Origin of the sequence: Priestia endophytica, assembly GCF_026790145.1 — a bacterium.
Taxonomy (GTDB): domain Bacteria; phylum Bacillota; class Bacilli; order Bacillales; family Bacillaceae_H; genus Bacillus_I; species Bacillus_I endophytica_A.
This window is the reverse complement of sequence record NZ_JALAMS010000009.1, coordinates 61,733-84,582: the sequence shown is the minus strand read 5'-3', so window position 1 is coordinate 84,582 and position 22,850 is coordinate 61,733. Positions and strand designations below refer to the sequence as shown.

The following is a 22,850-nucleotide window of genomic DNA, read 5'->3' as shown; positions in this document are numbered from 1 at the left end:
GACTTTGTCTACAAGCTGAAACGAGCCTTTTACAAGGCTCGTTTTTCTTGTAATGTTTGACGAGAGGACTTTTAACGCATAAAATCAGAAGGAAGATGGATGAAGAAGGGATGAAAATACGGTTGCATGCATTGGTTAGAAAAAAAGCAAGGACGTTTTTAATATTAGGCTTTTCTGTCCTATTTTTGCTTTTTACAATTACATTTGCTGTGATGATAGGGTCTGTCTCCTTATCACCACTTTTAGTATGGAAAATTATCTTTTCACATATGCCTTATATAAATCATTACATAGACGGATCAGGATCACTTGCTCAATCCGCCATCATTTGGCAAATTAGGCTTCCGCGCGTTTTATTAGCTTGTATTGTTGGGGCAGGACTTTCAATTGCAGGAGCTGCGGTTCAAGCACTTGTGAAAAATTCAATCGCAGATCCATACATACTTGGAGTATCGTCAGGAGCTTCTGTTGGAGCGACGCTTGTTATTACGGCAGGCGCTTTTTCTATTTTAGGCATTTATGCTCTTTCGATTGCGGCTTTTGGTGGCGCGCTTTTATCTGTTTTAGGGGTATTTTTTCTTGCTCAAGTACGAGGAAGAATTTCTACAGTTCGACTCCTTTTAAGCGGAGTTGCTGTATCTATGATTTTAACAGCGCTCACAAACTTTATTGTTTTATCTGCACCAAATGCAGAAGGAGCCAAAAGTGCACTCTTTTGGATGATTGGCAGTTTAACTGGGGCAAGATGGGATTATTTATTGATTCCTTTTGCTGTCTTTTGTTTTATATTTTTATTTTTGTGGTCTCAATACCGAGCTCTTAATATTTTATTGACTGGGGAAGAGTCAGCCGTAACGTTGGGGATTAACGTTCATCTGTTTCGCAAGCTTTTAATTATCGCGACAGCTCTTCTAACAGGTGTTATTGTTTCTGTGAGTGGAGCTATTGGATTTGTAGGCCTTATGATTCCTCACATCGTTCGTCTTTTTGTTGGTTCTAATTACAAGTATGTGATTCCGTTTAGCGCACTGTGGGGCGCCATCTTTTTAACATGGGCCGATGTATTAGCGCGTACGGTGATTTCTCCGCAAGAACTGCCAATTGGAATTATTACGGCTCTTGTTGGAGGTCCGTTTTTTATTTGGCTACTGAGAAAAAGTACGTACGCTTTTGGAGGAGAGTAAATGATTAGCATTAAACATGTAACAACGCTTATTGGAAATCAGCTTATTATAGATGATGTTTCTCTCTCTGCTGAAAAAAAACAGTTTGTTGGGATTATTGGACCAAATGGAAGCGGGAAGTCTACGCTTCTCAAAAATATTTACAGAGTATTGCCGTTATCAAGTGGAAAGGTAATGATTAACGGCCATGACTTTTTGAAAATGAAGCCAAAGGAAGCTGCAAAACAGCTAGCCGTTGTTAGCCAAGAAACACCGGTTACGTTTGATTTTTCGGTAAAAGAAATGGTTTTAATGGGCAGAGCACCATATAAGAGGATGTTTGATTTTGATCATTCAAAAGACGACGAGCTTGCCCTAGAGATGTTGAAAAAGGTAGGTATGGAAACGTTCATTAATCGAAACTTTTTGACGCTTTCAGGAGGAGAAAAACAACGCGTTATTATTGCGAGAGCTCTTATTCAACAAGGAGAAGTTCTTATACTAGACGAACCAACAAACCATCTTGATATTCATCATCAGCTTCATATTATGGATGCTGTAAAAGATACTAATATGACGGTTATCGCCGCTCTGCATGATTTGAATATTGCTTCTATGTACTGTGATTATCTCTTTGTAATGAGAGAAGGAAAGATATTTGCGCAAGGAAGACCTGAAGATGTGCTAAATGAAACATTGTTAAGAGAGGTCTTTGAAGTTGAAACGATCATACATCAACATGAAACGCTAGGAAAACCACATATTACGTTTTTACCAAATCGTTTTGTGAAAAGACAAGTATGAAGAACAGGGTATAAGCAGGATTTTTAGGTAGAAGTAGGGAAAGAAGACATCAATAGGTGTCTTCTTTTTTGATTAGAAAGATAAATAGGTTTAAAGTAAGCTTGCGAACTATGAACCTTCTGTTTTTGCCTTTGTTATGATGGTTGCCTTGAAAGGAAGAAGGAAAAATTTTGTGCATCATCAAGTGTATTTTCCAGAAAGTTATCAAAGGAAATTTGAAGATATTTTCGTCCGTAAAAAGCTTCCTGAGGACCCTACTATTTATATTTCGAACTTCTCTTACAGCGATAATAGTGTAACTCCTGGTGATAATTTATTTATTTTAGTAAATGCTCCTGCCGTTACCTCCATTACAAAAAAAGAAAGTGAAAACTACAAAGAAAAAATTTATAATAAGTTACTCGCATATGGAGTGGATATTCGGAAAGATAAAGTAGCTGAAAAAACGATAACGCCATGCGATATAGAAGCCAAGTTTTTTGCGCGTCGTGGTGCCCTCTATGGAATAAGCTTAAATCGAAAAAAAGATAGTTTCCTAAGGCCTTCTAACGTCACAAGAGATATAAAAGGGCTCTATTTTGTTGGAGGAAAAACACATCCTGAAGGAGGCTCTCCAATGGTTACGATTAGCGGACTTAACGTTACTCATCACATTTTAAACGAAAATCGAAAGAAAAGTTCGAAAGTCTTTTGACAGTTATGGGGGTAATTCGCTAATATAGTAAATTGTGCTCCTTATTTTTTTTAGAAGGTGGAATGGTACATTTGGCTTTTTGGTTCTTTATTGTTTTATTCATGTTTATCGTCATTTTCCGTCCGCTCTTAGAACGGCGGGCAGTGAAAAAATGGGGGAAAAGTAGCAAGCGAATTCAATTTTTTGTTGAGCAATCTCTTTTTTATATTATTATTTTGCTTGGCTATGTGACGCTTTTTAAGTATGAGGGCATTTCTTTCTCTTTTATTGGTTGGAAAGCCACAAGCTTTTCTGCCTTTCATGCTTCACCACTCCCTAGTTTTTTCAAATACTTAATTCTTGCCCTTTTTGCCTTTTTTATTATTACGGTTATTTTAGTTGCATGGATTAAACGAAACAAAGAAGCAAACATTTTTGGAGAGGAAACGCTAGCTTCATCCTATCATGTATTCACACCACAAAAAAAAGAGGAAGTTGCAAGCTGGTCCTTTTTTTCGTGTCTTCACGTAGCTGTAGAATCGCTTGTCTACTTTCCGTTTTTTTACTTCCTATATGTTCACATTTTTCATGTAACAAATATATGGCTCGTGCTCGTTTTTATTACGTGCGCTTACTATGTGGTGCAGCTTGCGTTTTCGTATGATCGGTTAAGTATTCAGCCATTTATTATCGGGCTCTTTTTGTCATCGCTTTATGTGCTGACAGAATCTGTTTTGCCACTTTTGCTCTTTTACATTTGCAACTTTGTTTTGGAAATTTATCATGTGGAAGAAGAATTCCAAAGACAGAAGCAGGCTTAGAAACGCTAGCTTTTGTTTTTTGAGTTGTTCTTTTTAAAAAGGGTATACTGATTTATAACTACATAAAAGAGGGGAATTTATTATGAGATTATTTTCACATAATGACCTGGATGGAGTAAGTCCAGCTATTTTAGCTCTTCGTGCGTTTTCAAAGGAAAATGTTCATTATTCATGCGTTGGCATTTATAAAATTGATGAAGTAATTGAAGAGTATTTAGAAGAAAATGAAGATATAGAAGAAGAAATTTATATTACAGACATTTCGGTCAATGAAGAAGTGGCTGCAAAATTAAATGAACGCGTACAACGTGGACAAACGATTCTTCTATTTGATCATCATTCATCAGCAAAATGGCTTGATGAAACCTATGAATGGGCTACAGTAAAAGCAGTGGATGAAAAGGGACAAAAAACGTGTGGGACAGAGCTTTTTTACCACCATCTTCTTAAAGAAGGGAAATTACAACAAACTTCTGTGATGTCTGAGTATGTTGAACTTGTTCGTCAATTTGATACATGGGACTGGTATGAAAATAATAATGAAAAAGCGAAGAAATTAAATCATTTGTTTTATTTAATTAAACGAGAAGATTTTATTGAAACCGTATTAACCGCATTAGATAAAGAAGAATTTGCATTTACAGAAGTCCATGAAACCATTTTAGCTCTTGAACAAGAAAAAATTGATCGCTATATCCATAATAAAAGTCATCAAATGATCAAGGAACAGCTAGAAATTGGAGAGACGCAATATACTGCTGGAATTGTATTTGCAGAGAACTACCAATCAGAGCTTGGAAATGCCCTTTGTGTAGAAGACGAAGAGCTCGATTTTGTAGCTCTAATCGATATGGGAAAACGCCGTATTGGTTTTAGAACAGCAAGAGATAACGTGAATTTAAGCGAAATTGCCGCCCGTTTTGATGGAGGAGGACATCCAAAAGCAGCAGGATGCTCCTTAGGAAAAGAAACGTTTGATCTTTTTGTTCTTCATACGATGTTTTCAGAAACAGAAGCCTAAGAGTTTATCTTAGGCTTCTAAGTCGTGAATGGGAATTTCAGAGAGGGAATGCTGAGAGGATTTTGGTAACGAGATCTCGAGCAGTCCTTTTTGATAAGTTGCTTTTGCGCCTTTTTTTCGCACGCTCGAAGGAAGAGATATTTCTTGCTGAAATTTTTTCTCTCCATTACTTTCAATAAAACAGGAGAATGGACTGTGAGAAACCTTTAGATGAGCTAATGTAGAACGATCTGGAACTTTTACTTGTATGATACAGCTATCATGCGTTTGAAATATGTCATACATAAGCGCTGTTTCACCTTCTGAAGTTTTAGTATGGGACATTTGCAACGCTTGTTTAAAGAAATCATTATTTTTAATGAAGTCTGGTAAAGGCTGTGACATTGCAGAGGATAGCACGCTTTTTAAATATTGATCCGTCTCTTTATTGTTTCGCTCTTTTCCTTGTTCAAAAGGCCAAGAGTTAGATTTCCATGGAAACACGCTTTTTCCTCCTTAGTATCTTATTCTCCTTTACTATATGGCAAAGTACCCCTAAAGGTTATTTCTGTACTTGGTCCTTTTTCATTGATATGATAGTTATAAAACCCGATAAGTTTACAATGATTTGAACGGAGCGTGATTTTGTGACAGCAACATTTATCAAAACAGACTTTCAAAAGGAATGGCTACAACGACTTAATCCCCTTGTAGAAGAGTTTGCAAGCAATGGAGCAGAAATTGATGAAAAGTCTCTTTTTCCAACTGAACATATTGAGAAATTAAAGAAAATTGGCTATACGTCTTTATCCCTGTCTAAAGAAGCAGGTGGAGAAGGATTAGCGCTTTATGATCTTCTTCTTTTTCAAGAGAAAATTGCAAGTGGAGATGCTTCAACAGCTCTTGCTATCGGCTGGCATATGGGAATTACAATGGATTTAAATGATAAAAGGAATTGGCCTGAAAACACTCTTCATACTATGTTTCAAGAGATTAAAAATAAAAAACTTTTAAATGGAGCAGCGACAGAGCCCAAAACAGGAAGTCCAACGCGAGGAGGACGCCCTGAAACAACAGCTATAAGTCAACAAGACGGTTTTCTTATGAATGGTCATAAGACATTTACAACAATGGCTCCTGCCCTAGATTATTTTCTTGTGAAGGCATGGGTAGAAGAAGAAGGAGCAGTTGGAGAGTTTATCGTGCCTAAAACGGCAAAAGGGGTTTCAATCGAAGAAACGTGGGACATGATTGCTATGCGAGGTACAGGTAGTCATGATTTGCTTTTAGAGAATGTTTTCCTTGAGAAGGATAAGCTTGTTCGATTATTAAGAGGAGGAAATAAGAGTGAAGCAAGCGGCTGGCTTTTGCATATTCCAGCATGTTATTTAGGTGTTGCACTCGCTGCTCGAAACTATGCTATAGAATTTGCTAAAACTTACTCTCCTAACAGCATAGAAGGCACGATTAGCACATTACCAAACGTCAAAATGGGACTTGGAGAAATGGAATTAGAGCTTCTAAAAGGACGTCAATTTTTGTATGCTGTCGCGACAAAATGGGACGAATGTGAAACAAAAGATGAAAAAGACAGCTTGCTTGAAGAGCTTTCAGCAGCAAAGCTTATCGCGACGAATTGTGCTATTAATGTTGTAGATAAAGCAATGCGCATTGTTGGATCAAAAAGTTTACAGCGTACAAATCCACTTCAACGGTACTACCGAGACGTACGTGCAGGATTGCACAATCCACCTATGGACGACATGACAATTATGAATTTAGCGCAGTCAGCTCTAGAAGAGTAAAAAGACCTTTTTCAGAAAGGTCTTTTTTATGTTTTTTGACAGAAAGGAAAATCTTTCTTATAATTATCTTTTATTGCATTAATTTAGAGAAGGTGGCAAATTTGAACTATTCTACACATGTGGCAACATCACTTGCTGCCGGTACATATCTTACAACGGTTACGAACGTGCCTTTTTCTGTTGCTTGCTTAGGAGGAATTGTGATTGGAAGTTTGCTTCCTGACATTGACGAGCCAAATTCTTTTGTAGGGCGCCGAACGTTTGGTTTATCAAAATTAATCAAAAAAACGTTTGGGCATAGAGGGCTAACGCATTCACTTTTATTTTGGCTTTTGTTTTCGCTTCTTTACTACAAGTTTCAGAATGATTTCACCCTTGGATTGAGTTTAGGGTATGTTTTTCATATTATTGGGGATTTCTTCTCTAGGCAAGGTGTACCGCTTTTCTTTCCGTTTACAAAAAAGAAGTTTCGTGCACCACTTACGTACAAAACAGGAACGGTTCAGGAAAGAGCACTTCTTGTTGTAGCACTTGTTGCTTTTGTATATATTGTGTACAGATATAAACTGTTTGTGACGGTTTTTTAACCATTTATATAAACCATCCGCCCTTTTTGTGCATATGTTATAAAAAAGGGCGAAAGGGTGGTAAGAAATGGTCATGCAGTTGTTTGCTTCTGTTATTATTTTAATTTTAGCAGCTTGGTTAATGGTACATTTATTAGATGATGGAAAAAATGAGGAGATTCATTTAACGCCCAAGCGATTATTTCGCTTCTTGCTTGCCCTCATTATTTTAGCTGTGACCGTGACAATGGTTGTTTCTCTTTTAGTTATGTAAAAGCATCCATTTGGGATGCTTTTTTATTGCAAAAATGCAAAAAGTTCGTAATGTCTCCGTAATGAAAAAGGGGTTGTAAGTCATATAGCAAGTGAGTAAAATAAAAGAGTAGATGAAAATAGGGAGGATCCTATGGTGAGGAGAATATTATTCGTCACGATGTTGCTTCTGCTCGCAATTTTTGCCATTGATCAAGGCTTAAGCGAAAAAAATAAATTATTTCTTGAAAAACAAATCATCGCAGAAGCACAAGAAAGTCATATTATTGATTTTGATCAAGCTTTTGATTTTAAATGGGACAACCTATATGTATTCCCAGGAAATACGTCTGTGAAAGAAATTAACAAAACATTGGGCTTTGCTTGGCCAAATGCTAGTTCAACAGGAATCTCAAAAAGCGACAGCCATCAGCTTATCGTGTTCGTTAAAGATAATAAAGTAACTAGGTATGCTAAAGTACCGTCTCAGTACGGAACGCTTACTCCAACAGATGATGAAAATGTATATAAATTCACTTAATAAAATCCCCCTTCTTTAAGGGGGATTTTTAGCTGTCCAGCTTGATGTGGGATGAAAGTTGGTAAAAATGAGGGTTTCGAAGCCCTTGATTTCCAAACATAACATTAAATTCAAAAGGTGCATCTTGACATTACAAACGGCAACATCAAAGCCAGTATGGTTAATATTCAGGGAAGAATCGGTTTTTTGAACAATATCAAGCGCTTCTACTGGAATGCCTTCGTATGAAATTTCTCCACGTATCCGCCAGTACGCTTCCATAATATGCCCACCAACCAATACGATACATAGTTCACAGTCAATTGGAAGATATTCTTGAACATATAAAACGTCTCTTGTTGAGCAGTATGTTAAGAAATTCGCCTTTATGTTCAAACTTACGTTCAGGTTTGATGTAAGTTACATTCTTCATCCCGATTGTACAAAAAGGGTTAAAACTAATCCACATGCTGAAATAATTATATACCGACTTTTTGAAATTTGGATATGAGAATGTGAACAAAGTGAAAGGAAATAATTAGCTTGTAGCTCGTGGTTTCTCATTCATATTTTTAGGCGGTTTTGTTTCAATTATAGATTGATCAATACTTGCTTTTAGCGCTTCCATCATATGAGCAATTGTTCTTTCTTGCTTTGGCTTCTCTTCCTTTTCATGGATATACTTAAGAAGCGCTTCTTGATAGTCATCATGAAATACTTCTGGCTGAAAAGGTTCTGTTAAGTTTTCGATAAGGTCTACAGCAAGCTTTTGATCTTGATCTGAAACCTGATCTGATAACCTATCGTCTCTTATATGACGTATATTTTCATAAGGATGAAGAGTGTGAAGAGCTAATATGTTTTCATAGGCGCGAATAATAGCATATTGATCGCTTGAATATAAAAATATCTTTGTCAAAGCAAACGTATTTGTAGCTTGTAATGCCGCTCGAAGAATTTCATAGGCTTTAATGTTTTCCTTTAAAGGAAGTACAAAAAAAGTTTTATTATAGTAAAGAGGATCAACCTCTGCTTTTTTTAGAAAATGAAAGATGGAAAGTTCTTTACCTAAGAAAGGAGCTTTTACCATATTTATTTCTTCCTCTTCTAGCTGAATAAAAGTTCCATCTTCACGCTCATACCCACGAACTAAATCATTGTGGTCAACTTCTACATTACAGTGTGGACAAATTCGTTTCTGTTTGATCGGTGTTGAGCATTCTCGATGAAGCAATCGGAGCTTAACATCAGCATTTTCAACAGCTGAATGAAGTCTAATAGGTACTTCAATCGTTCCAAAATGAAGCTGACCTTTCCAGATTGTATGAAGCATATTTTCACCTCTTTTTCCATATTGTTTCTCTTTCATTTTAGATTTATAACATGAGTTTGAGGATAAGCTGCTTTTTTTGTATAAAAGTACCTAGTTCCTCTCATTCTAAACAATGAGAAACCAAAAAGAAGGTGTAATAGATGGATTTGTTAAAGAAACTAACAGAAACACCAGGAGCTCCTGGATTTGAAAAGCATGTTCGAAATATTATGGAAGAAGAGCTGGCATCTTGTGGGGCAGAGATTGTATATGACGGTCTTGGCAGTATTTTTGGTGGGAAAGAGGGAAAGGAAAATAAAGTTAAAGTAATGATCGCTGGCCACATGGATGAAGTAGCGTTTATGGTTTCTGAGATTACAAAAGACGGTTATTTACGTTTTTCACCGCTTGGTGGATGGTGGGATCAGGTTCTCTTATCACAGCGTGTTCAAATTGTAACAGAGAAAAGGACATTCACAGGAGTTATTGGTTCTAAACCACCCCATATTTTACAACCTGAGGAACGAAGTAAGGTATACCCCATTCGTGAGATGTTTATTGATATTGGTGCCAAAAGCAAAGAACAAGTAAAAGAATGGGGCATTCATCAAGGAGATCCTATTATTCCTATTTGTCCTTTTGAAATGCTCCCAGATGAAGATACAATCTTAGCTAAAGCCCTTGATAATCGAGCTGGTTGCTATCTTGCGCTTCAGTCTTTAAAAGAGCTTGGAGAGGATCATCCTAATAGGGTGTTTGCTGGAGCAACTGTTCAGGAAGAAGTAGGTTTAAGAGGAGCGGGAACTTCGCCTTACATGATTGACCCTGATGTTGCTATTGTGTTGGACGTTGGGATTGCAGAAGATGGACCAGGCATGGGAGGAGAAGACAAACCGAAGCTTGGAGGAGGCCCCCTCATCAGTTTTTTAGATGCTTCAATGATTCCAAACATCCCGTTTCGTAATCTTGTCATTCAAACAGCAGAAGAGCAAAATATTTCTTATCAAACTGAAATTATGACAGGAGGAGGAACAGATGCAGGGAAGATCCATCTTTATAAACAGGGAGTTCCGACCATTGTCATTAGTGTTGCAGCCCGCTATATACATAGCCATGTTTCAATGGTAAGTAAGCGAGATCTTGAAGATGCTACAAAGCTCATCGTCGAAGTTGTTCGGAAGTTGGATGAAAGAACAGTTGGGACACTTTTTGTTTACCCCTTTTTTCTTGAATTTTTGTAAAAAGAAAGAGAAAGGGGGTGGAATGCACATTTTTGTACCGATATTTAATAGAATTCATATAGTAGAGTATAAGCATTTTTCATAGAAATAGACAAGAATGAGGTGGTGAAAACATGGTAAAAGTGATGCTTGATCCAGGACATGGTGGAACAGATCCAGGTGCGGTAGCCAATGGACTTCAGGAAAAGAATTTAACACTAAAAATCGCTATATATACAAGAGATTATTTGCTTGCTAACTACCGGGGAATTGTTGTACGAATGACGCGTTCTGACGATCGGTTTATATCTCTTAATAGCAGAAGTCAACAAGCTAATGCTTTTAAAGCGAATCTCTTTGTTTCCATTCATATTAATTCAGGTGGAGGGACAGGCTTTGAAACGTACCGATTTACAGGGAGAGCGAGTTCAACAACCCTCTCTTTACAGAGCAATCTTCATTCTGAAATTTTAACAGCGATGAGGCCGTTTGGAAATGTAGGAGACAGAGGTCAAAAGCAAGCAAACTATGCGGTTCTTCGTCAAACAACAATGCCTGCTAATTTAACGGAAAATTTATTTATTGACCGAACAGCAGATGCAACCCTTTTGAAAAATGAAGCGTTTTTAAAAGCGGTAGGAGAAGCTCATGTTCGAGCAATCGCCAAAACACTAGGTGTTGCACCAATCTCTCAGCCAAAACCGACGCCAGCGCCGGAGCAGCCGGGGGAAAATGAAGGAGAAAGAACGTTGAACTTACAAGAGTGGCAATGGAAAGAGCTTGCAGAAGTTTATGCTAAAGCAAACCAAAGCGGTGTTTTAAAGAGCGATCAGTGGACAAAAAAAGCTCAAAATAAAACATTGACTGTTGATTAAGCCATCTTTTTAAACGCTATCTTAATTGGGCGATAGAAATGGAACGTAAAAAGGTGACAATCTTGTCACCTTTTTTACCTTATAGCCAAGTGATTTTTGGCTCTGTTTTGTTTAAAATACGTTTCATATTGGCAAGATGGCGGTAAACTACAATAAAAGCAATGAGACCCATAATAATACGAAGTGGAATATCATTAACAAAAAATGTATAGGCGAAAGCAAGAACGGCTGTAATGACGGAGGATAGGGATACATATTTAGATAGATAAAGACAGATGATGAAGCATACAAGAATCCCGACAAACAGCAGCGGCGTATATCCAAGAAGAATACCTGCGCTCGTTGCAACCGCTTTTCCACCGCGGAATTTTGCAAAAAGAGGGAAAACATGTCCTACAACTGCAAAAATACCAAAGAATAATGCATTCATATCAGCACCAACAAGAAGTGGAATGACTGTTGCGACAGTTCCTTTTAAAATATCAGCTACTGTTACAATAATACCGGCTTTTTTCCCTAATGTACGGAATGTATTTGTGGCCCCTAAGTTTCCACTTCCGTGTTCTCGAATATCAATGCCATAGCCTACTTTCCCAACAATTAATCCAAATGGAATAGAGCCGAGAAGATAAGCAAGTACCAAAAGAAAAATGGTCATGTGTTAAGCTCCTTTATATGTATATGTTCACTAATTTACACTCGTTCACATACAAGTTCATCTCATTTTATCATGAAATATTATATTGTTAATAGAAATATTTCATAAATGTATGGCAAAATAGTAAAAGCTATAATAAATTTATAAGCTTTGAAACAAAAACTTAAGAATAAACGTTTTATGAAGGACATTAACTTATGGCAAATTGGACAACTTTTTTGAAATTAACAGGATTTTCGTTTAATCTAAAGAATAGCTAAGGAGTGAAGAACATGAATATACCTTCTCGAGAAGATCTTGGAAAAATATTGAAAGATAGCAAAAAGATTGCGGTTGTCGGTCTTTCAGACAATAAAGATCGAACATCTTATCTTGTATCAGAGGCTATGCAAAAAGCAGGGTATGAAATTATCCCAGTAAACCCGAACGTAAAGGAAGTACTCGGTGTTCCTGCTGTTGCCTCTCTTACTGATATTAAAGAACACGTTGATATTGTAAACGTGTTTCGCCGCTCGGAACATTTAGTAGACGTTGCAAAAGAATTTTTAGAAATTGATGCAGATGTGTTTTGGTCCCAGCTCGGAGTTGTAAATCAAGAAGCATATGATCTGCTTGTTTCCAAAGGATACAAGCCTGTTATGGACCGCTGTATTAAAGTTGAACATGCTTTAACAAAATAAACCATAACCCGATGTCATATGACATCGGGTTACCTGTTAGTGTTATGCTACAATAATATAGAGAAAAAGGCTTATTATAGCTTGTTTATGAAGAACGCCGTTTTCATTTTAAGCAAGTTATGGTAAAATACAAAACACACGTTCCCTTTTTGTTTTAATATAAGAAAAGACATCATCACATATCATTTATAAATTGTGAGATATTAGGGTAAAATGTGTTGCTATACATAAAGAAGTTGTTTGAAAGGGGAATGTTGCTTGACTACGAAACAATCATTTAGTTACAACGAAGATGCGATTCAAGTGCTAGAGGGGCTTGACGCAGTACGAAAACGTCCGGGAATGTACATTGGAAGTACAGACAGTCGCGGACTTCATCATTTAGTATATGAAGTGGTAGATAACTCAGTCGACGAAGCACTTGCTGGTTTCGGAGATTATATAAAGGTAACGATCCACAAGGATAATTCAATTTCTGTAAGTGATAAAGGGCGTGGTATGCCAACAGGAATGCACAAATTAGGGAAACCGACGCCAGAAGTTATTTTAACTGTGCTTCATGCAGGAGGGAAATTTGGACAAGGCGGCTATAAAACGAGCGGAGGTCTTCACGGTGTTGGGGCCTCTGTTGTGAATGCCTTATCAGAGTGGCTCGTTGTTACCATCAAGCGAGATGGTATTAAATACGAACAACGTTTTGAAAATGGCGGAAAACCCGTCACAACGCTTGAAAAGATTGGAAAAACGAATCAAACGGGAACAACCATCCACTTTAAACCAGATCCAACTATTTTTTCTACAACAACTTATAATTATGAGACACTAAGTGAGCGCTTACGAGAATCTGCTTTCTTATTAAAAGGCATGAAGATTGAAATCATTGATGAGCGACATGATGAAAAAGCGCTCTATCATTATGAAAATGGAATTGAAGCTTTTGTTCAATATTTAAATGAAGATAAAGATATCCTTCATTCAGTGTGTTCTTTCGAAGGGGAGCAAAATGGAATTGAAATTGATTTTGCCTTTCAGTTTAATGATGGATATTCAGAGAATATTTTATCATTCGTTAACAATGTGCGTACAAAAGATGGAGGAACGCATGAGGCTGGTGCCAAAAGCGCAATGACGCGTGCGTTTAATGAATATGCACGCAGAACAAACTTGTTGAAAGAACGTGATAAAAACCTTGAAGGGACAGACATACGCGAAGGGCTTGCTGCGATTGTTTCTGTTCGCGTGCCTGAGGAGCTTTTGCAGTTTGAAGGGCAAACAAAAGGGAAGCTTGGTACAAGTGAAGCACGTTCTGCCGTTGATGCTGTAGTTGCAGAGCATTTGTCTTATTATTTAGAAGAAAACGCAGATGTAAGCTCTATGCTTGTCAAAAAAGCAATTAAAGCACGTCTTGCAAGAGAAGCAGCTCGCAAAGCTCGTGAAGAAGCGAGAACAGGCAAGAAACGAAAAAAATCAGAGGCTGTATTAAGCGGAAAATTGACGCCTGCTCAATCGCGTAACCCAAATCGAAATGAACTTTACCTTGTTGAGGGAGACTCAGCAGGAGGATCTGCTAAACAAGGTCGTGATCGTCGCTTTCAAGCTGTTCTACCGCTAAGAGGGAAAGTCATTAATACCGAAAAAGCAAAGCTTGCGGATATATTTAAAAATGAAGAAATTAACACGATCATTCATGCAATTGGTGCTGGCGTTGGGCCTGAATTTTCGGTTGAAGATACAAATTACGATAAAGTTGTGATTATGACAGATGCAGATACGGATGGGGCTCATATTCAAGTCCTCTTGCTTACTTTTTTCTATCGCTATATGAAAGATTTAATCGAAGAAGGAAAAGTATTTATCGCTCTACCACCGCTTTATAAAGTAAGTAAAGGAAGCGGTAAAAAAGAAGTCATTGAGTATGCATGGAGCGATGATGAGCTTCAAGGAGCCATTAAAAAGGTCGGAAGAGGCTATATGATTCAGCGTTATAAAGGTCTTGGGGAAATGAACGCTGATCAGCTTTGGGAAACAACGATGAACCCTGGCACGAGAACGCTTATTCGAGTACGTATTGATGATGCGGCACGGGCTGAGCGTCGCGTTACAACGCTTATGGGTGACAAGGTAGAACCGCGTCGTAAATGGATTGAAAGCCACGTAGAGTTCGGGCTTGACGAGGATCCAAACATTCTAGATAACGAACATGTAACGGTCGCGGAGGAGGAATGAAAATGGAACAAACAGAACGCTATTTAGATTTACCATTAGAGGATGTTTTAGGTGACAGATTTGGTCGCTATAGTAAATACATTATTCAAGAACGTGCGTTGCCTGATGCGAGAGACGGATTAAAACCAGTACAGCGTCGTATTTTATATGCTATGCACGTAGATGGAAATACAGCTGAAAAAGGATTTCGTAAATCTGCTAAAACAGTGGGAAATGTTATCGGTAACTATCACCCGCACGGTGATTCATCTGTTTACGATGCAATGGTCAGAATGAGTCAAGATTGGAAAGTACGCAATGTTTTAATTGAAATGCACGGAAATAACGGAAGTATTGATGGAGACCCTCCAGCTGCAATGCGTTATACAGAGGCACGCCTATCTTCTATTTCACAAGAGCTTTTACGGGATATTGATAAAAACACAGTAGAATTTGTCTCAAACTTTGATGATACAAGCACTGAGCCAACCGTTTTACCAGCTCATTTTCCAAACTTACTTGTAAATGGATCAACAGGAATTTCAGCTGGTTATGCTACAGATATTCCTCCTCATAATCTTGTGGAAGTTATCGATGCTGCGATCATGAGAATTGACAAAAAACAAGCTACAGTAGAAGAGCTTATGAGCGTCATTAAAGGACCGGATTTTCCAACAGGTGGTATTATCCAAGGTGTAGCAGGAATTAAAAAGGCATATGAAACAGGAAAAGGCAAAATCATTGTTCGTGGTAAAGCGAGTGTTGAAAGCCTTAAAGGCGGAAAAGAACAGATTGTCATTACAGAAATTCCATATGAAGTAAATAAGGCAAATCTTGTGAAGAAAATGGATGAACTTCGTCTAGATCGCAAAGTAGAAGGAATTGCGGAAGTGCGAGATGAGACGGACCGCACTGGTCTTCGCATCGTAATTGAGCTTAAAAAAGATGGAAATGCTCAAGGAATTCTGCATTATCTTTACAAAAACACGGATTTACAAATTCCATACAATTTCAACATGGTTGCTATCCACAAAGGACGTCCAAAATTAATGACGCTACCAACCATTTTAGATGCATATATTGATCATCAAAAAGAAGTTGTGATTAATCGTTCGAAATATGAGTGGGAAAAAGCAAAAGAACGCGAGCATATTGTAGCAGGACTTATTAAAGCTCTCTCTATACTTGATGACGTGATTGCCACAATTCGAGCTTCAAAAGATAAAAGAGATGCTAAAAATAACTTAATTAAAAGCTATGAATTTACAGAAGCTCAAGCTGAAGCTATTGTATCTCTCCAGCTCTATCGTTTAACAAACACGGATATCACGGCATTAAGAGAAGAAAGTGAAGAGCTACAAAAGAAAATTGATGAGCTAGAGCAAATCTTGAATAGTGAGCAAAAGCTTCTCTCTCTTATTAAAAAGGAACTTCGTCAAGTTAAGAAAACATATAAAACAGATCGTTTTACAGCAATTGAGGAAGAGATTGAAGAGCTAAAAATTAATTTAGAAGTGATGGTACCGTCAGAAGATGTAATGGTAACGGTAACGAATGACGGATATGTGAAAAGAACAAGCCTTCGCTCTTACAATGCTTCAAATGGCCAAGATTTTGGTATGAAAGAAACAGATCATATTTTAGGCTGTTTTGAGGTGAATACAACTGAAACTCTTCTATTATTTACAAATAAGGGGAGCTACTTATATATGCCAATTCACGAGCTTCCAGATATCCGCTGGAAAGATCTTGGACAGCATGTGTCAAGCCTTATTCCTCTTGATAAAGAAGAGCATCTTATTCAGGCATTGCCAATTGAGGACTTTAAGAAGGAGGATTATCTTCTTTTTGCAACAAAGAACGGTATGGTGAAAAGAACAGAGTTAAAAAGTTTTAAAGCCCAGCGCTATTCAAGACCGTTAATGGCTTTAAATGTTAAAGGAGACGACGAAGTTGTTTCTGTGATGCGTACATCAGGTAATAGTCGCATTTTACTTGGTACAAAGGCAGGCTATGTTTTACTTTATAATGAGGAAGAAATCAATGTTGTAGGACCACGGGCAGCAGGAGTAAAAGGAATCAATCTGAAAGATGAGGATGTTGTTATAGGGGCTGAAACGTTTATAACACAGCATGAGGAAACACAGGCCATCTTTGTTACGCAAAGAGGAGCTGTTAAGAAAATGAACTTAAAAGAAGTGGAGCAAACATCAAGAGCAAAAAGGGGAACAATGATTCTTAGAACGGTTAAATCTAATCCTCATAACCTAATTGGCTTTACAATTGTAAAGGAAAACAGAGCTATTAGGATAGAATCAGCAAAAGGAATGACTGAAAAAGTAATTCCAGCTAATATTCGTGTTAGCGAGCTGTACAGTAATGGTTCATTTATAATGGATGAAGCTGAGGTTGGAAAAATTATTTCGATGTGGATAGAGAAAGAGTCGTGAGTTTTCGCGACTCTCCCTTAAAATAGCATTGAAATATATACTGTTAACGCAGTTATATGAATAACACCAAAAAGAGCGAGTATTTTATACCGCTCTTTTTTTGTTGAGCAGTTTTGCGCAATGAAAGAATGAAGCTTTCGTCCAATTGAGGTTGTAAGCCCTAATGTAAAAGCAAGATAAAGGAGAATTTGAAAAAAAGGAAAAGAAGGAGAGCGTAAAGCACTAATGAGGGGAGAAAACACAAGAGAATGCCAAGAAGTATAAAAAAGAAGACTACATACACTAAACAAAAAGAAAGAACGTAAAGTATGAATATTCATTAGAACACCTTCCAATTTATGTTTATTTTTATTATACAAAAATAATAATTACTAATTCAAGTTTTTGAGTGAAAAAGAGGGATGTGAAAAACTAATCATAATTTTTTTAGGAGAATAATAAACTTTGATATGAGTACATTGGAGGAGGAGAAGCATGAACATCCAATATCTTTATACACCACAACAAATCCACGGCTCAGTTGATATCCCTGAATGGGGAAAAAAAGCTTTTATGAAATTTGAACGAGAAGTACTTATTGAAAACTACCCTTGTCAAGCTGCTGTTGATGCTTTTAAAGAGGAGATGCTTTATTTTACTTTTGTAGATTCTATTTATAAATATTATTCGCTTAAGCAGTTTGCTGAAGGGATTAAACATTATGTTGAAAAAATAGCTCCACAAAATAAAAAAACAGCTCTTATTGCGCTTTTTAGAGAGCGTGGTCCTGTTCAAGATATAAGAGAATATGAGCGACAGTTTTGGGATACTGTTCAATATTTGCACGTTGTTGATGAAGGAGGATGGCCTCAGCATATCGCTAAAACCCCTAATCATCCAAACTGGCAGTTTTGTTTCGCTGGACAGCCATTTTCTCTTATCTGTCAGACTCCTGCACATGAGAAACGAAAAAGCAGGTATAGTCCTAATTTTACAATTGTTTTTCAACCAAGAGAGATTCTAAAAGAAGAAAATGAAGAGTTAAGGGACCTTGTAACAGGAGTGAAAAAAGAAGTTGTAGCGTATGATCAAATTTCTCCACACCCAGCACTTGGATGGAACACATCACAGCAGCAAAAAGAATGGAGAAAATACTTTTTACGTGATACAAATGATACACCTGTTGGACAGTGTCCATTTCGAGCGAAGACGGAAAAATTTCAGTCCACAAGAAAAGATCGTTAATTAACTATTTTTCTCTCTTTTCTTTTTTTATAAAATATGCTGAAATAAAAGGATAAGGATAAAAGGGGAGAGAGAGAATGAATATTAGGTATGCAGTAGAAAAAGATTTACAAGGAATTGTAGACATTTATAATGATGCAATTGAACATACAACGGCAACGTTTGATCTAGAGAAAGTAAGTATAGAGGACAGAAAAGGATGGTTTGATGAACATGTTCACCGCTATCCACTTATTGTTGCAGTAAAAGGGGAGAAAATTATAGGATATGCTACGCTTTCTCCCTATAACAAGAAAGAAGCGTATAGCAAAACGGTAGAACTATCTGTTTATGTGGATAGAGAGGAACGTGGCCAAGGAATTGGACGTGCCCTAATGGATGAAATACTACACTTAGCTAAAGAGAATGAACATCGTGCTGTTATTTCACTCATTACAAAAGGAAATGAGCACAGCATTAGCATGCACAAAAGATATGGTTTCTTCCTATGTGGAGAGTTAAAGGAAGTTGGCTATAAATTTGATCAGTGGCAAGATGTGCTCTTGTACCAACTTTTAATAAAATAAAGAAAAGACCGCAAGTTAACGAGTCTAAGAGAATATACTGTATAAAAAGCAGCAGAAATGAGAGAGGAGTCGTTAACATTGGGGGAAAATAAGTACAACGCACATCATAAAGTTGCAAACGAAATTAGTGGAAAACGAAAACTTAAAGCTAAGCTTCTGACTGAAAAGATTCAGAAAGCATTACAAAAATATGAAAATGAAAAGACTAAGCGTGCATAACGCTTAGTCTTTTTCATGTTGAGCAACTACACACATTGTACGGCATAAAAAAGATAAGATATCAAAGAGAGTGTGTACATACATTGTTGAAAACTCTTTTAATTCTAACAGAGTAAGCTCCTCGTTTTCAGGGTTTTCTCTTAATATATCTAGAAGTTCCTTTTTGTAGTGACGAAATTTGATTTCTATAATCCACCTTTCCGTTTTAGATATGTGAACTAAAAAAGCAAGATGATCGTTTGCATCAATCTCAAAAATACTTTGAGAAAAAGCGACTTTAACGATGGCACGATCTTTTAAAGAAGGATGATCTAGAGCAAGGGTATGATCAGGAACTTTACGGAGCATTCCAAGGCTGCTATAAAGATGATATAAGCAATTCTGATCATATCTATATATGGAATAAGGATTGCCAAATTCTAAGTCTGATAGTGTTAAAGTTTCCTTTTTTAAAAGTTCTACTTTTTGTAAAAAGCGAAGTAAAAGATGATGAAGATCTCGATACTCGTTTGTCATTTTTTCTCCGAATATTTGAAGCTCCTCCATATTCTCTTGAGCTTGAGAAAGAAGCCCATAAAAATCACGATTAAACTCGTTTGCTTTTGCTAACTTTTGGAGGAGATTATCTCGCTCTTCCTGCCATTTTTCTACAAAGTGAGCAAGTTTTTCTCCTGTTAGTTTCTCCTCTTTATCTGCAAGCTTTTCTATACATTCCTTCATTTCGCTAAATGAAAAGAATTCTTCGTCTAAAAGAGTTTGTATTGCTTTATATTCAGATCTGTATTTTTTATAAATATGAAAATGAAAGTGCTCTGATTCGGGATTGCTCATACTTGTGATTGTATAAAAACGAAGTGCTCTAAATCCATTGACAGATATCATAAGAAAGAGAAAGATAAAATGAAATTCTTTCGGGGTATTCTGGAAATTAAAAAAAGAGAAAAGCCAAGATAATGTTAAAAAGAGGTTTCGCCAATCACCAAGCATTTTCATTCCTACAAGGAAAAGAGAACGCATCATATAAAGAAAAAGGGAAAAAGGCGACACATCTGCTTCTGTTTCTTTCTTTTTTGTACGCATTTTCTCAATAAAAGGATCTGTATGCAAGATAAGTTTTTTTATATAAGAAATCATGCGCTCTTTAGAAGTCATCTCTCTTCACCTCGTTCTCTTTGATATCTTGGAAAAGCCCTATCATAAATAGCGTATGAATGAAATAAAATGTCATGACAGGATTCTTTTCTTTTTTATTGAAAAGGATATATAAAGGGTAAACGTGAAAAACACATTTCCAGTTAAGGGGATGAGAAGATGGAGAAAATTACGTTAGAAAAAGTGGTCAAAAAGCATTGGGACTACTTTTCAATTTTAAGTGCCCTCTATTCTCTTTCAGAAAAACGGAGTGGGATTATAAAGAGCATGGGGCTGTTATAGAAGCATTGAGAAGAACGGATTCAACGCTTGAAAAAAACAAAATAGTGAAATTAAGCTTTATATTGCTAATATGTCACAACATCATATACAGCTTATAGTGAGGCATCTTTGCAATCTAGCCCAACATGTTTATTATATAGAGGGAAAAATCGATAAGAAGTACCCTATTTATGGCCACTTATTTCAAAAGGAAGAAGAAAGTCGTTTAAAGGCTATTTAAAAATTGCTGCGATGCTCGCAGCAATTTTTTTATTGAAAAGGTGATCCAAAGAAAATTCCTAATAGCTTAATGACCAAGAAGAAAACAAGATGACGGCTTTCATACAAATTTTAAGCGCCACGCTAAACGGCAGTTTAAATGACTTACATGATGTAGGAATTAACATTAGCGATTTATAATAGTCAATTTGAGGAGAAAAGCTTGTAAAGACATCGTAAGCTTTCTAGAATAATAGTCCTCATAGATTGAAGAAAAGAACTCCTTTAGTGGCGTACTTTTCTTTATAAAGAAGAGGAAAAACACTTATTTTGACTGTTTCTGTCGAGGAAAGAACAGGGGAGTTAGGGAAAAAGGCTCTCATTTTTTAGGTATAAACATGAGATAATTGAAAAGCCAGAAAAGTTTGTAAAAGGAGGAATTTTATGAGAAAGACTTTGTCTAAATTTTTAACAGTCTTTATTCTTTTTTCTCTTACGCTAGGGGGCAGTTTATCTAGCGTATCTGCTAAAAGCACGTCTTCTCTTCCTGTAAGCAAAGTTGATGTTGGAAAAGAAGGCATGGTAGCAACAGCAGAGCCTTATGCAACTAGGGTTGGACAAGAGGTGCTTGAAAAAGGGGGAACAGCTGTTGATGCAGCGGTTGCTGTTCAGCTCGCTTTAAATGTAACAGAGCCGATGATGTCAGGCATTGGTGGCGGGGGATTTATGATGGTTTATGACGGCAAAACAAAGCAAGTATCCATCATAAACAGCCGGGAAAAAGCGCCAAGTGATGTAACCGCAGATCTTTTTCTAGACGAAAATGGAAAAGCTATTCCATTTAAAGAACGCCACACGTCAGGGAAAGCTGTTGGAGTGCCAGGTACGCTCCTTGGACTCGAAGAAGCACATGAAAAATGGGGAAAAATGAAGTGGAAAGCTCTTGTTAAACCTGCTGAAAATCTTGCAAAAGATGGATTTAATGTGAGTGATACGCTTTCAGATAGTATTGAAGATAGTAAGGACAAGCTGTCGGAAGAAGCAAAAAGGGTGTATGCGCCAAACGGACAAGTTTTAAAGGAAGGAGCACTTTTAAAACAAAGAGATTTAGCTAAAACCTTACAATTAATTGGAAAAGAAGGATCTCAAGCCCTTTACGATGGAGAATTAGGAAAAGCCATTGTAAAAACAGTCAAAGATCATGGCGGAAGTATGACAGAAGAGGATTTGGAAGATTATACAGTAAAAGAACAAACGCCAATTAAAGGAACATATCACGGTTATGATATTATCTCAATGCCTCCCCCAAGTTCTGGAGGATTGACGGTTTTACAAATTTTAAAAATGCTTGAGCCTTATAATATTAGTCAGTATGGTGCACGGTCGAAAGAGAAGTACAATCTTGTCGCTGAAGCAATGCATCTCGCTTTCGCAGACCGAAATAAGTATATTGGTGACACGGACTTTGTGGACGTCCCCATTTCAGGCATGCTTAATGAAAACTATTTAGAAAAACGAAGTAAAGAAATCGAGCTTTTGAAAGCAAATAAAAATGTAAAACCAGGAGATCCATGGAGTTATCAAGGAGGAAAACCTGAAACAGAATACGTGCCGAAAAAAGATGACAAAGAAATTGGGCAAACAACGCATTTTACAATTGCTGATAAGTGGGGGAATCTTGTTTCCTATACAACAACAATTGAACAAGTTTTCGGAACAGGAATTATGGTACCTGGCTATGGAATAATGTTAAATAATGAAATGACCGATTTTGATGCTTATCCAGGAGGGCCAAATGAAGTCCAGCCAAATAAGCGTCCGATGAGCAGTATGTCGCCGACTATCGTTCTAAAAGATCACAAGCCTGTTATAACAGTAGGATCTCCAGGAGGACCAACTATTATCGCTTCTGTTGCTCAAACATTGATTAATAAAATTGACTATGGTATGTCGGAAGAAGCTGCCATTGAAGAACCACGTATTTATACTCCGACATATCCGAATATTAGATATGAAAAAGGAATTCCATCTGAGACAATAAAAGAGCTTGAAAAGTTAGGATACAAATTTGATGATAAGCCAGAAGAGATTGGAAATGTACAAACAATTGATATTTATGATTCTTTTTATCTGGGTGCAGCTGATTCATCAAGAGTTGGTAGTGCAGCTGGAGTGGACACTGTAAAAGGTAAATAAAAAAAACAG

At 37.0% G+C, this 22,850-nt stretch carries 25 protein-coding genes; 19 read left to right on the top strand and 6 right to left on the bottom strand.

Translation table 11 applies throughout. The features are described 5' to 3' along the window. Nucleotides 1-110 precede the first annotated feature (110 nt). The 5 genes from MOC86_RS08430 (at nucleotide 111) to MOC86_RS08410 (ending at nucleotide 4,482) form a co-directional block, all read left to right on the top strand. Nucleotides 111-1,184 carry a FecCD family ABC transporter permease gene (locus MOC86_RS08430; protein ID WP_268583731.1) on the top strand — a complete coding sequence of 358 codons (1,074 nt, stop codon included), beginning with the start codon at nucleotides 111-113 and terminating at the stop codon, nucleotides 1,182-1,184. Then, nucleotides 1,185-1,967, top strand: a complete 783-nt coding sequence (locus tag MOC86_RS08425; protein WP_268583730.1) for an ABC transporter ATP-binding protein — start codon at nucleotides 1,185-1,187, stop codon at nucleotides 1,965-1,967. A gap of 172 nt (nucleotides 1,968-2,139) precedes the next feature. Then, on the top strand, nucleotides 2,140-2,661 hold the full coding sequence (locus MOC86_RS08420; RefSeq protein ID WP_268583729.1) for a phytoene desaturase family protein: 522 nt from the start codon (nucleotides 2,140-2,142) through the stop codon (nucleotides 2,659-2,661). Between the two features lie 71 nt (nucleotides 2,662-2,732). After that, nucleotides 2,733-3,461 (top strand): hypothetical protein, encoded by a 729-nt coding sequence (locus MOC86_RS08415; protein WP_019392280.1) that lies wholly within the window; start codon nucleotides 2,733-2,735, stop codon nucleotides 3,459-3,461. An 82-nt stretch (nucleotides 3,462-3,543) separates the two neighbouring features. Then, on the top strand, nucleotides 3,544-4,482 hold the full coding sequence (locus tag MOC86_RS08410; protein WP_268583728.1) for a DHH family phosphoesterase: 939 nt from the start codon (nucleotides 3,544-3,546) through the stop codon (nucleotides 4,480-4,482). 9 nt (nucleotides 4,483-4,491) lie between these two features. Here MOC86_RS08410 and MOC86_RS08405 read toward each other — a convergent pair whose 3' ends face one another. Beyond that, a complete protein-coding gene (locus MOC86_RS08405) occupies nucleotides 4,492-4,965 on the bottom strand; it encodes an Hsp20/alpha crystallin family protein (protein WP_268583727.1) in 474 nt (157 codons plus the stop codon). A gap of 143 nt (nucleotides 4,966-5,108) precedes the next feature. Between MOC86_RS08405 and MOC86_RS08400 the strand changes: the two genes are divergently transcribed. The 4 genes from MOC86_RS08400 (at nucleotide 5,109) to MOC86_RS08385 (ending at nucleotide 7,625) form a co-directional block, all read left to right on the top strand. Continuing rightward, nucleotides 5,109-6,266, top strand: a complete 1,158-nt coding sequence (locus MOC86_RS08400) for an acyl-CoA dehydrogenase family protein (RefSeq protein ID WP_268583726.1) — start codon at nucleotides 5,109-5,111, stop codon at nucleotides 6,264-6,266. A 101-nt stretch (nucleotides 6,267-6,367) separates the two neighbouring features. Further along, the gene (locus tag MOC86_RS08395) at nucleotides 6,368-6,853 is read left to right on the top strand and encodes a metal-dependent hydrolase (protein WP_019392284.1); all 486 of its coding nucleotides are present in this window, start codon (nucleotides 6,368-6,370) and stop codon (nucleotides 6,851-6,853) included. Nucleotides 6,854-6,920: 67 nt separating this feature from the next. Further along, nucleotides 6,921-7,106 (top strand): hypothetical protein, encoded by a 186-nt coding sequence (locus MOC86_RS08390; protein ID WP_061804027.1) that lies wholly within the window; start codon nucleotides 6,921-6,923, stop codon nucleotides 7,104-7,106. A gap of 135 nt (nucleotides 7,107-7,241) precedes the next feature. Beyond that, nucleotides 7,242-7,625, top strand: coding sequence for a hypothetical protein (locus MOC86_RS08385; RefSeq protein ID WP_243519090.1), 384 nt, complete (start codon nucleotides 7,242-7,244; stop codon nucleotides 7,623-7,625). Nucleotides 7,626-7,640: 15 nt separating this feature from the next. On the opposite strand, the gene MOC86_RS08380 is transcribed toward MOC86_RS08385, so the two are convergent. Together MOC86_RS08380 and MOC86_RS08375 are read right to left on the bottom strand one after the other, a co-directional pair. Next, entirely contained in the window at nucleotides 7,641-7,886 is a 246-nt protein-coding gene (locus MOC86_RS08380; protein ID WP_268583725.1) for a hypothetical protein, read from the bottom strand. Nucleotides 7,887-8,142: 256 nt separating this feature from the next. After that, entirely contained in the window at nucleotides 8,143-8,937 is a 795-nt protein-coding gene (locus MOC86_RS08375) for a Ku protein (protein ID WP_268583724.1), read from the bottom strand. 140 nt (nucleotides 8,938-9,077) lie between these two features. On the opposite strand from MOC86_RS08375, the gene MOC86_RS08370 reads away from it, so the two are divergent. Beyond that, nucleotides 9,078-10,157, top strand: a complete 1,080-nt coding sequence (locus tag MOC86_RS08370) for a M42 family metallopeptidase (protein WP_268583723.1) — start codon at nucleotides 9,078-9,080, stop codon at nucleotides 10,155-10,157. A gap of 113 nt (nucleotides 10,158-10,270) precedes the next feature. Further along, nucleotides 10,271-11,011 (top strand): N-acetylmuramoyl-L-alanine amidase, encoded by a 741-nt coding sequence (locus MOC86_RS08365; protein ID WP_268583721.1) that lies wholly within the window; start codon nucleotides 10,271-10,273, stop codon nucleotides 11,009-11,011. Nucleotides 11,012-11,090: 79 nt separating this feature from the next. Here MOC86_RS08365 and plsY read toward each other — a convergent pair whose 3' ends face one another. Next, entirely contained in the window at nucleotides 11,091-11,669 is a 579-nt protein-coding gene (gene plsY, locus MOC86_RS08360; RefSeq protein WP_268583720.1) for a glycerol-3-phosphate 1-O-acyltransferase PlsY, read from the bottom strand. Nucleotides 11,670-11,941: 272 nt separating this feature from the next. Here plsY and MOC86_RS08355 point away from each other — a divergent pair, with 272 nt between their 5' ends. The 3 genes from MOC86_RS08355 (at nucleotide 11,942) to parC (ending at nucleotide 17,004) form a co-directional block, all read left to right on the top strand. Next, on the top strand, nucleotides 11,942-12,349 hold the full coding sequence (locus MOC86_RS08355; protein ID WP_268583719.1) for a CoA-binding protein: 408 nt from the start codon (nucleotides 11,942-11,944) through the stop codon (nucleotides 12,347-12,349). A 258-nt stretch (nucleotides 12,350-12,607) separates the two neighbouring features. Further along, nucleotides 12,608-14,575: a DNA topoisomerase IV subunit B gene (gene parE / locus MOC86_RS08350; protein WP_243519100.1), complete on the top strand. Its 1,968-nt coding sequence runs from the start codon at nucleotides 12,608-12,610 to the stop codon at nucleotides 14,573-14,575. Between the two features lie 2 nt (nucleotides 14,576-14,577). Then, nucleotides 14,578-17,004: a DNA topoisomerase IV subunit A gene (gene parC, locus MOC86_RS08345; protein ID WP_268583718.1), complete on the top strand. Its 2,427-nt coding sequence runs from the start codon at nucleotides 14,578-14,580 to the stop codon at nucleotides 17,002-17,004. Nucleotides 17,005-17,021: 17 nt separating this feature from the next. On the opposite strand, the gene MOC86_RS08340 is transcribed toward parC, so the two are convergent. Further along, the gene (locus tag MOC86_RS08340; protein WP_243519107.1) at nucleotides 17,022-17,324 is read right to left on the bottom strand and encodes a hypothetical protein; all 303 of its coding nucleotides are present in this window, start codon (nucleotides 17,322-17,324) and stop codon (nucleotides 17,022-17,024) included. A gap of 154 nt (nucleotides 17,325-17,478) precedes the next feature. On the opposite strand from MOC86_RS08340, the gene MOC86_RS08335 reads away from it, so the two are divergent. The 3 genes from MOC86_RS08335 to MOC86_RS08325 all read left to right on the top strand — a co-directional run bounded on the left by MOC86_RS08335 (nucleotide 17,479) and on the right by MOC86_RS08325 (nucleotide 19,013). After that, the gene (locus MOC86_RS08335) at nucleotides 17,479-18,228 is read left to right on the top strand and encodes a YqcI/YcgG family protein (RefSeq protein WP_268583717.1); all 750 of its coding nucleotides are present in this window, start codon (nucleotides 17,479-17,481) and stop codon (nucleotides 18,226-18,228) included. 77 nt (nucleotides 18,229-18,305) lie between these two features. Further along, complete coding sequence (locus MOC86_RS08330; protein ID WP_019392296.1) at nucleotides 18,306-18,794, top strand: GNAT family N-acetyltransferase; 489 nt, start codon at nucleotides 18,306-18,308, stop codon at nucleotides 18,792-18,794. Between the two features lie 78 nt (nucleotides 18,795-18,872). Further along, complete coding sequence (locus MOC86_RS08325) at nucleotides 18,873-19,013, top strand: hypothetical protein (RefSeq protein WP_268583714.1); 141 nt, start codon at nucleotides 18,873-18,875, stop codon at nucleotides 19,011-19,013. 3 nt (nucleotides 19,014-19,016) lie between these two features. Here MOC86_RS08325 and MOC86_RS08320 read toward each other — a convergent pair whose 3' ends face one another. Continuing rightward, entirely contained in the window at nucleotides 19,017-20,165 is a 1,149-nt protein-coding gene (locus MOC86_RS08320) for a hypothetical protein (RefSeq protein WP_268583713.1), read from the bottom strand. A gap of 159 nt (nucleotides 20,166-20,324) precedes the next feature. Between MOC86_RS08320 and MOC86_RS08315 the strand changes: the two genes are divergently transcribed. Next, on the top strand, nucleotides 20,325-20,447 hold the full coding sequence (locus MOC86_RS08315; protein WP_268583712.1) for a hypothetical protein: 123 nt from the start codon (nucleotides 20,325-20,327) through the stop codon (nucleotides 20,445-20,447). Nucleotides 20,448-21,089: 642 nt separating this feature from the next. Next, entirely contained in the window at nucleotides 21,090-22,841 is a 1,752-nt protein-coding gene (gene ggt, locus MOC86_RS08310; RefSeq protein ID WP_268583710.1) for a gamma-glutamyltransferase, read from the top strand. Nucleotides 22,842-22,850 lie beyond the last annotated feature (9 nt).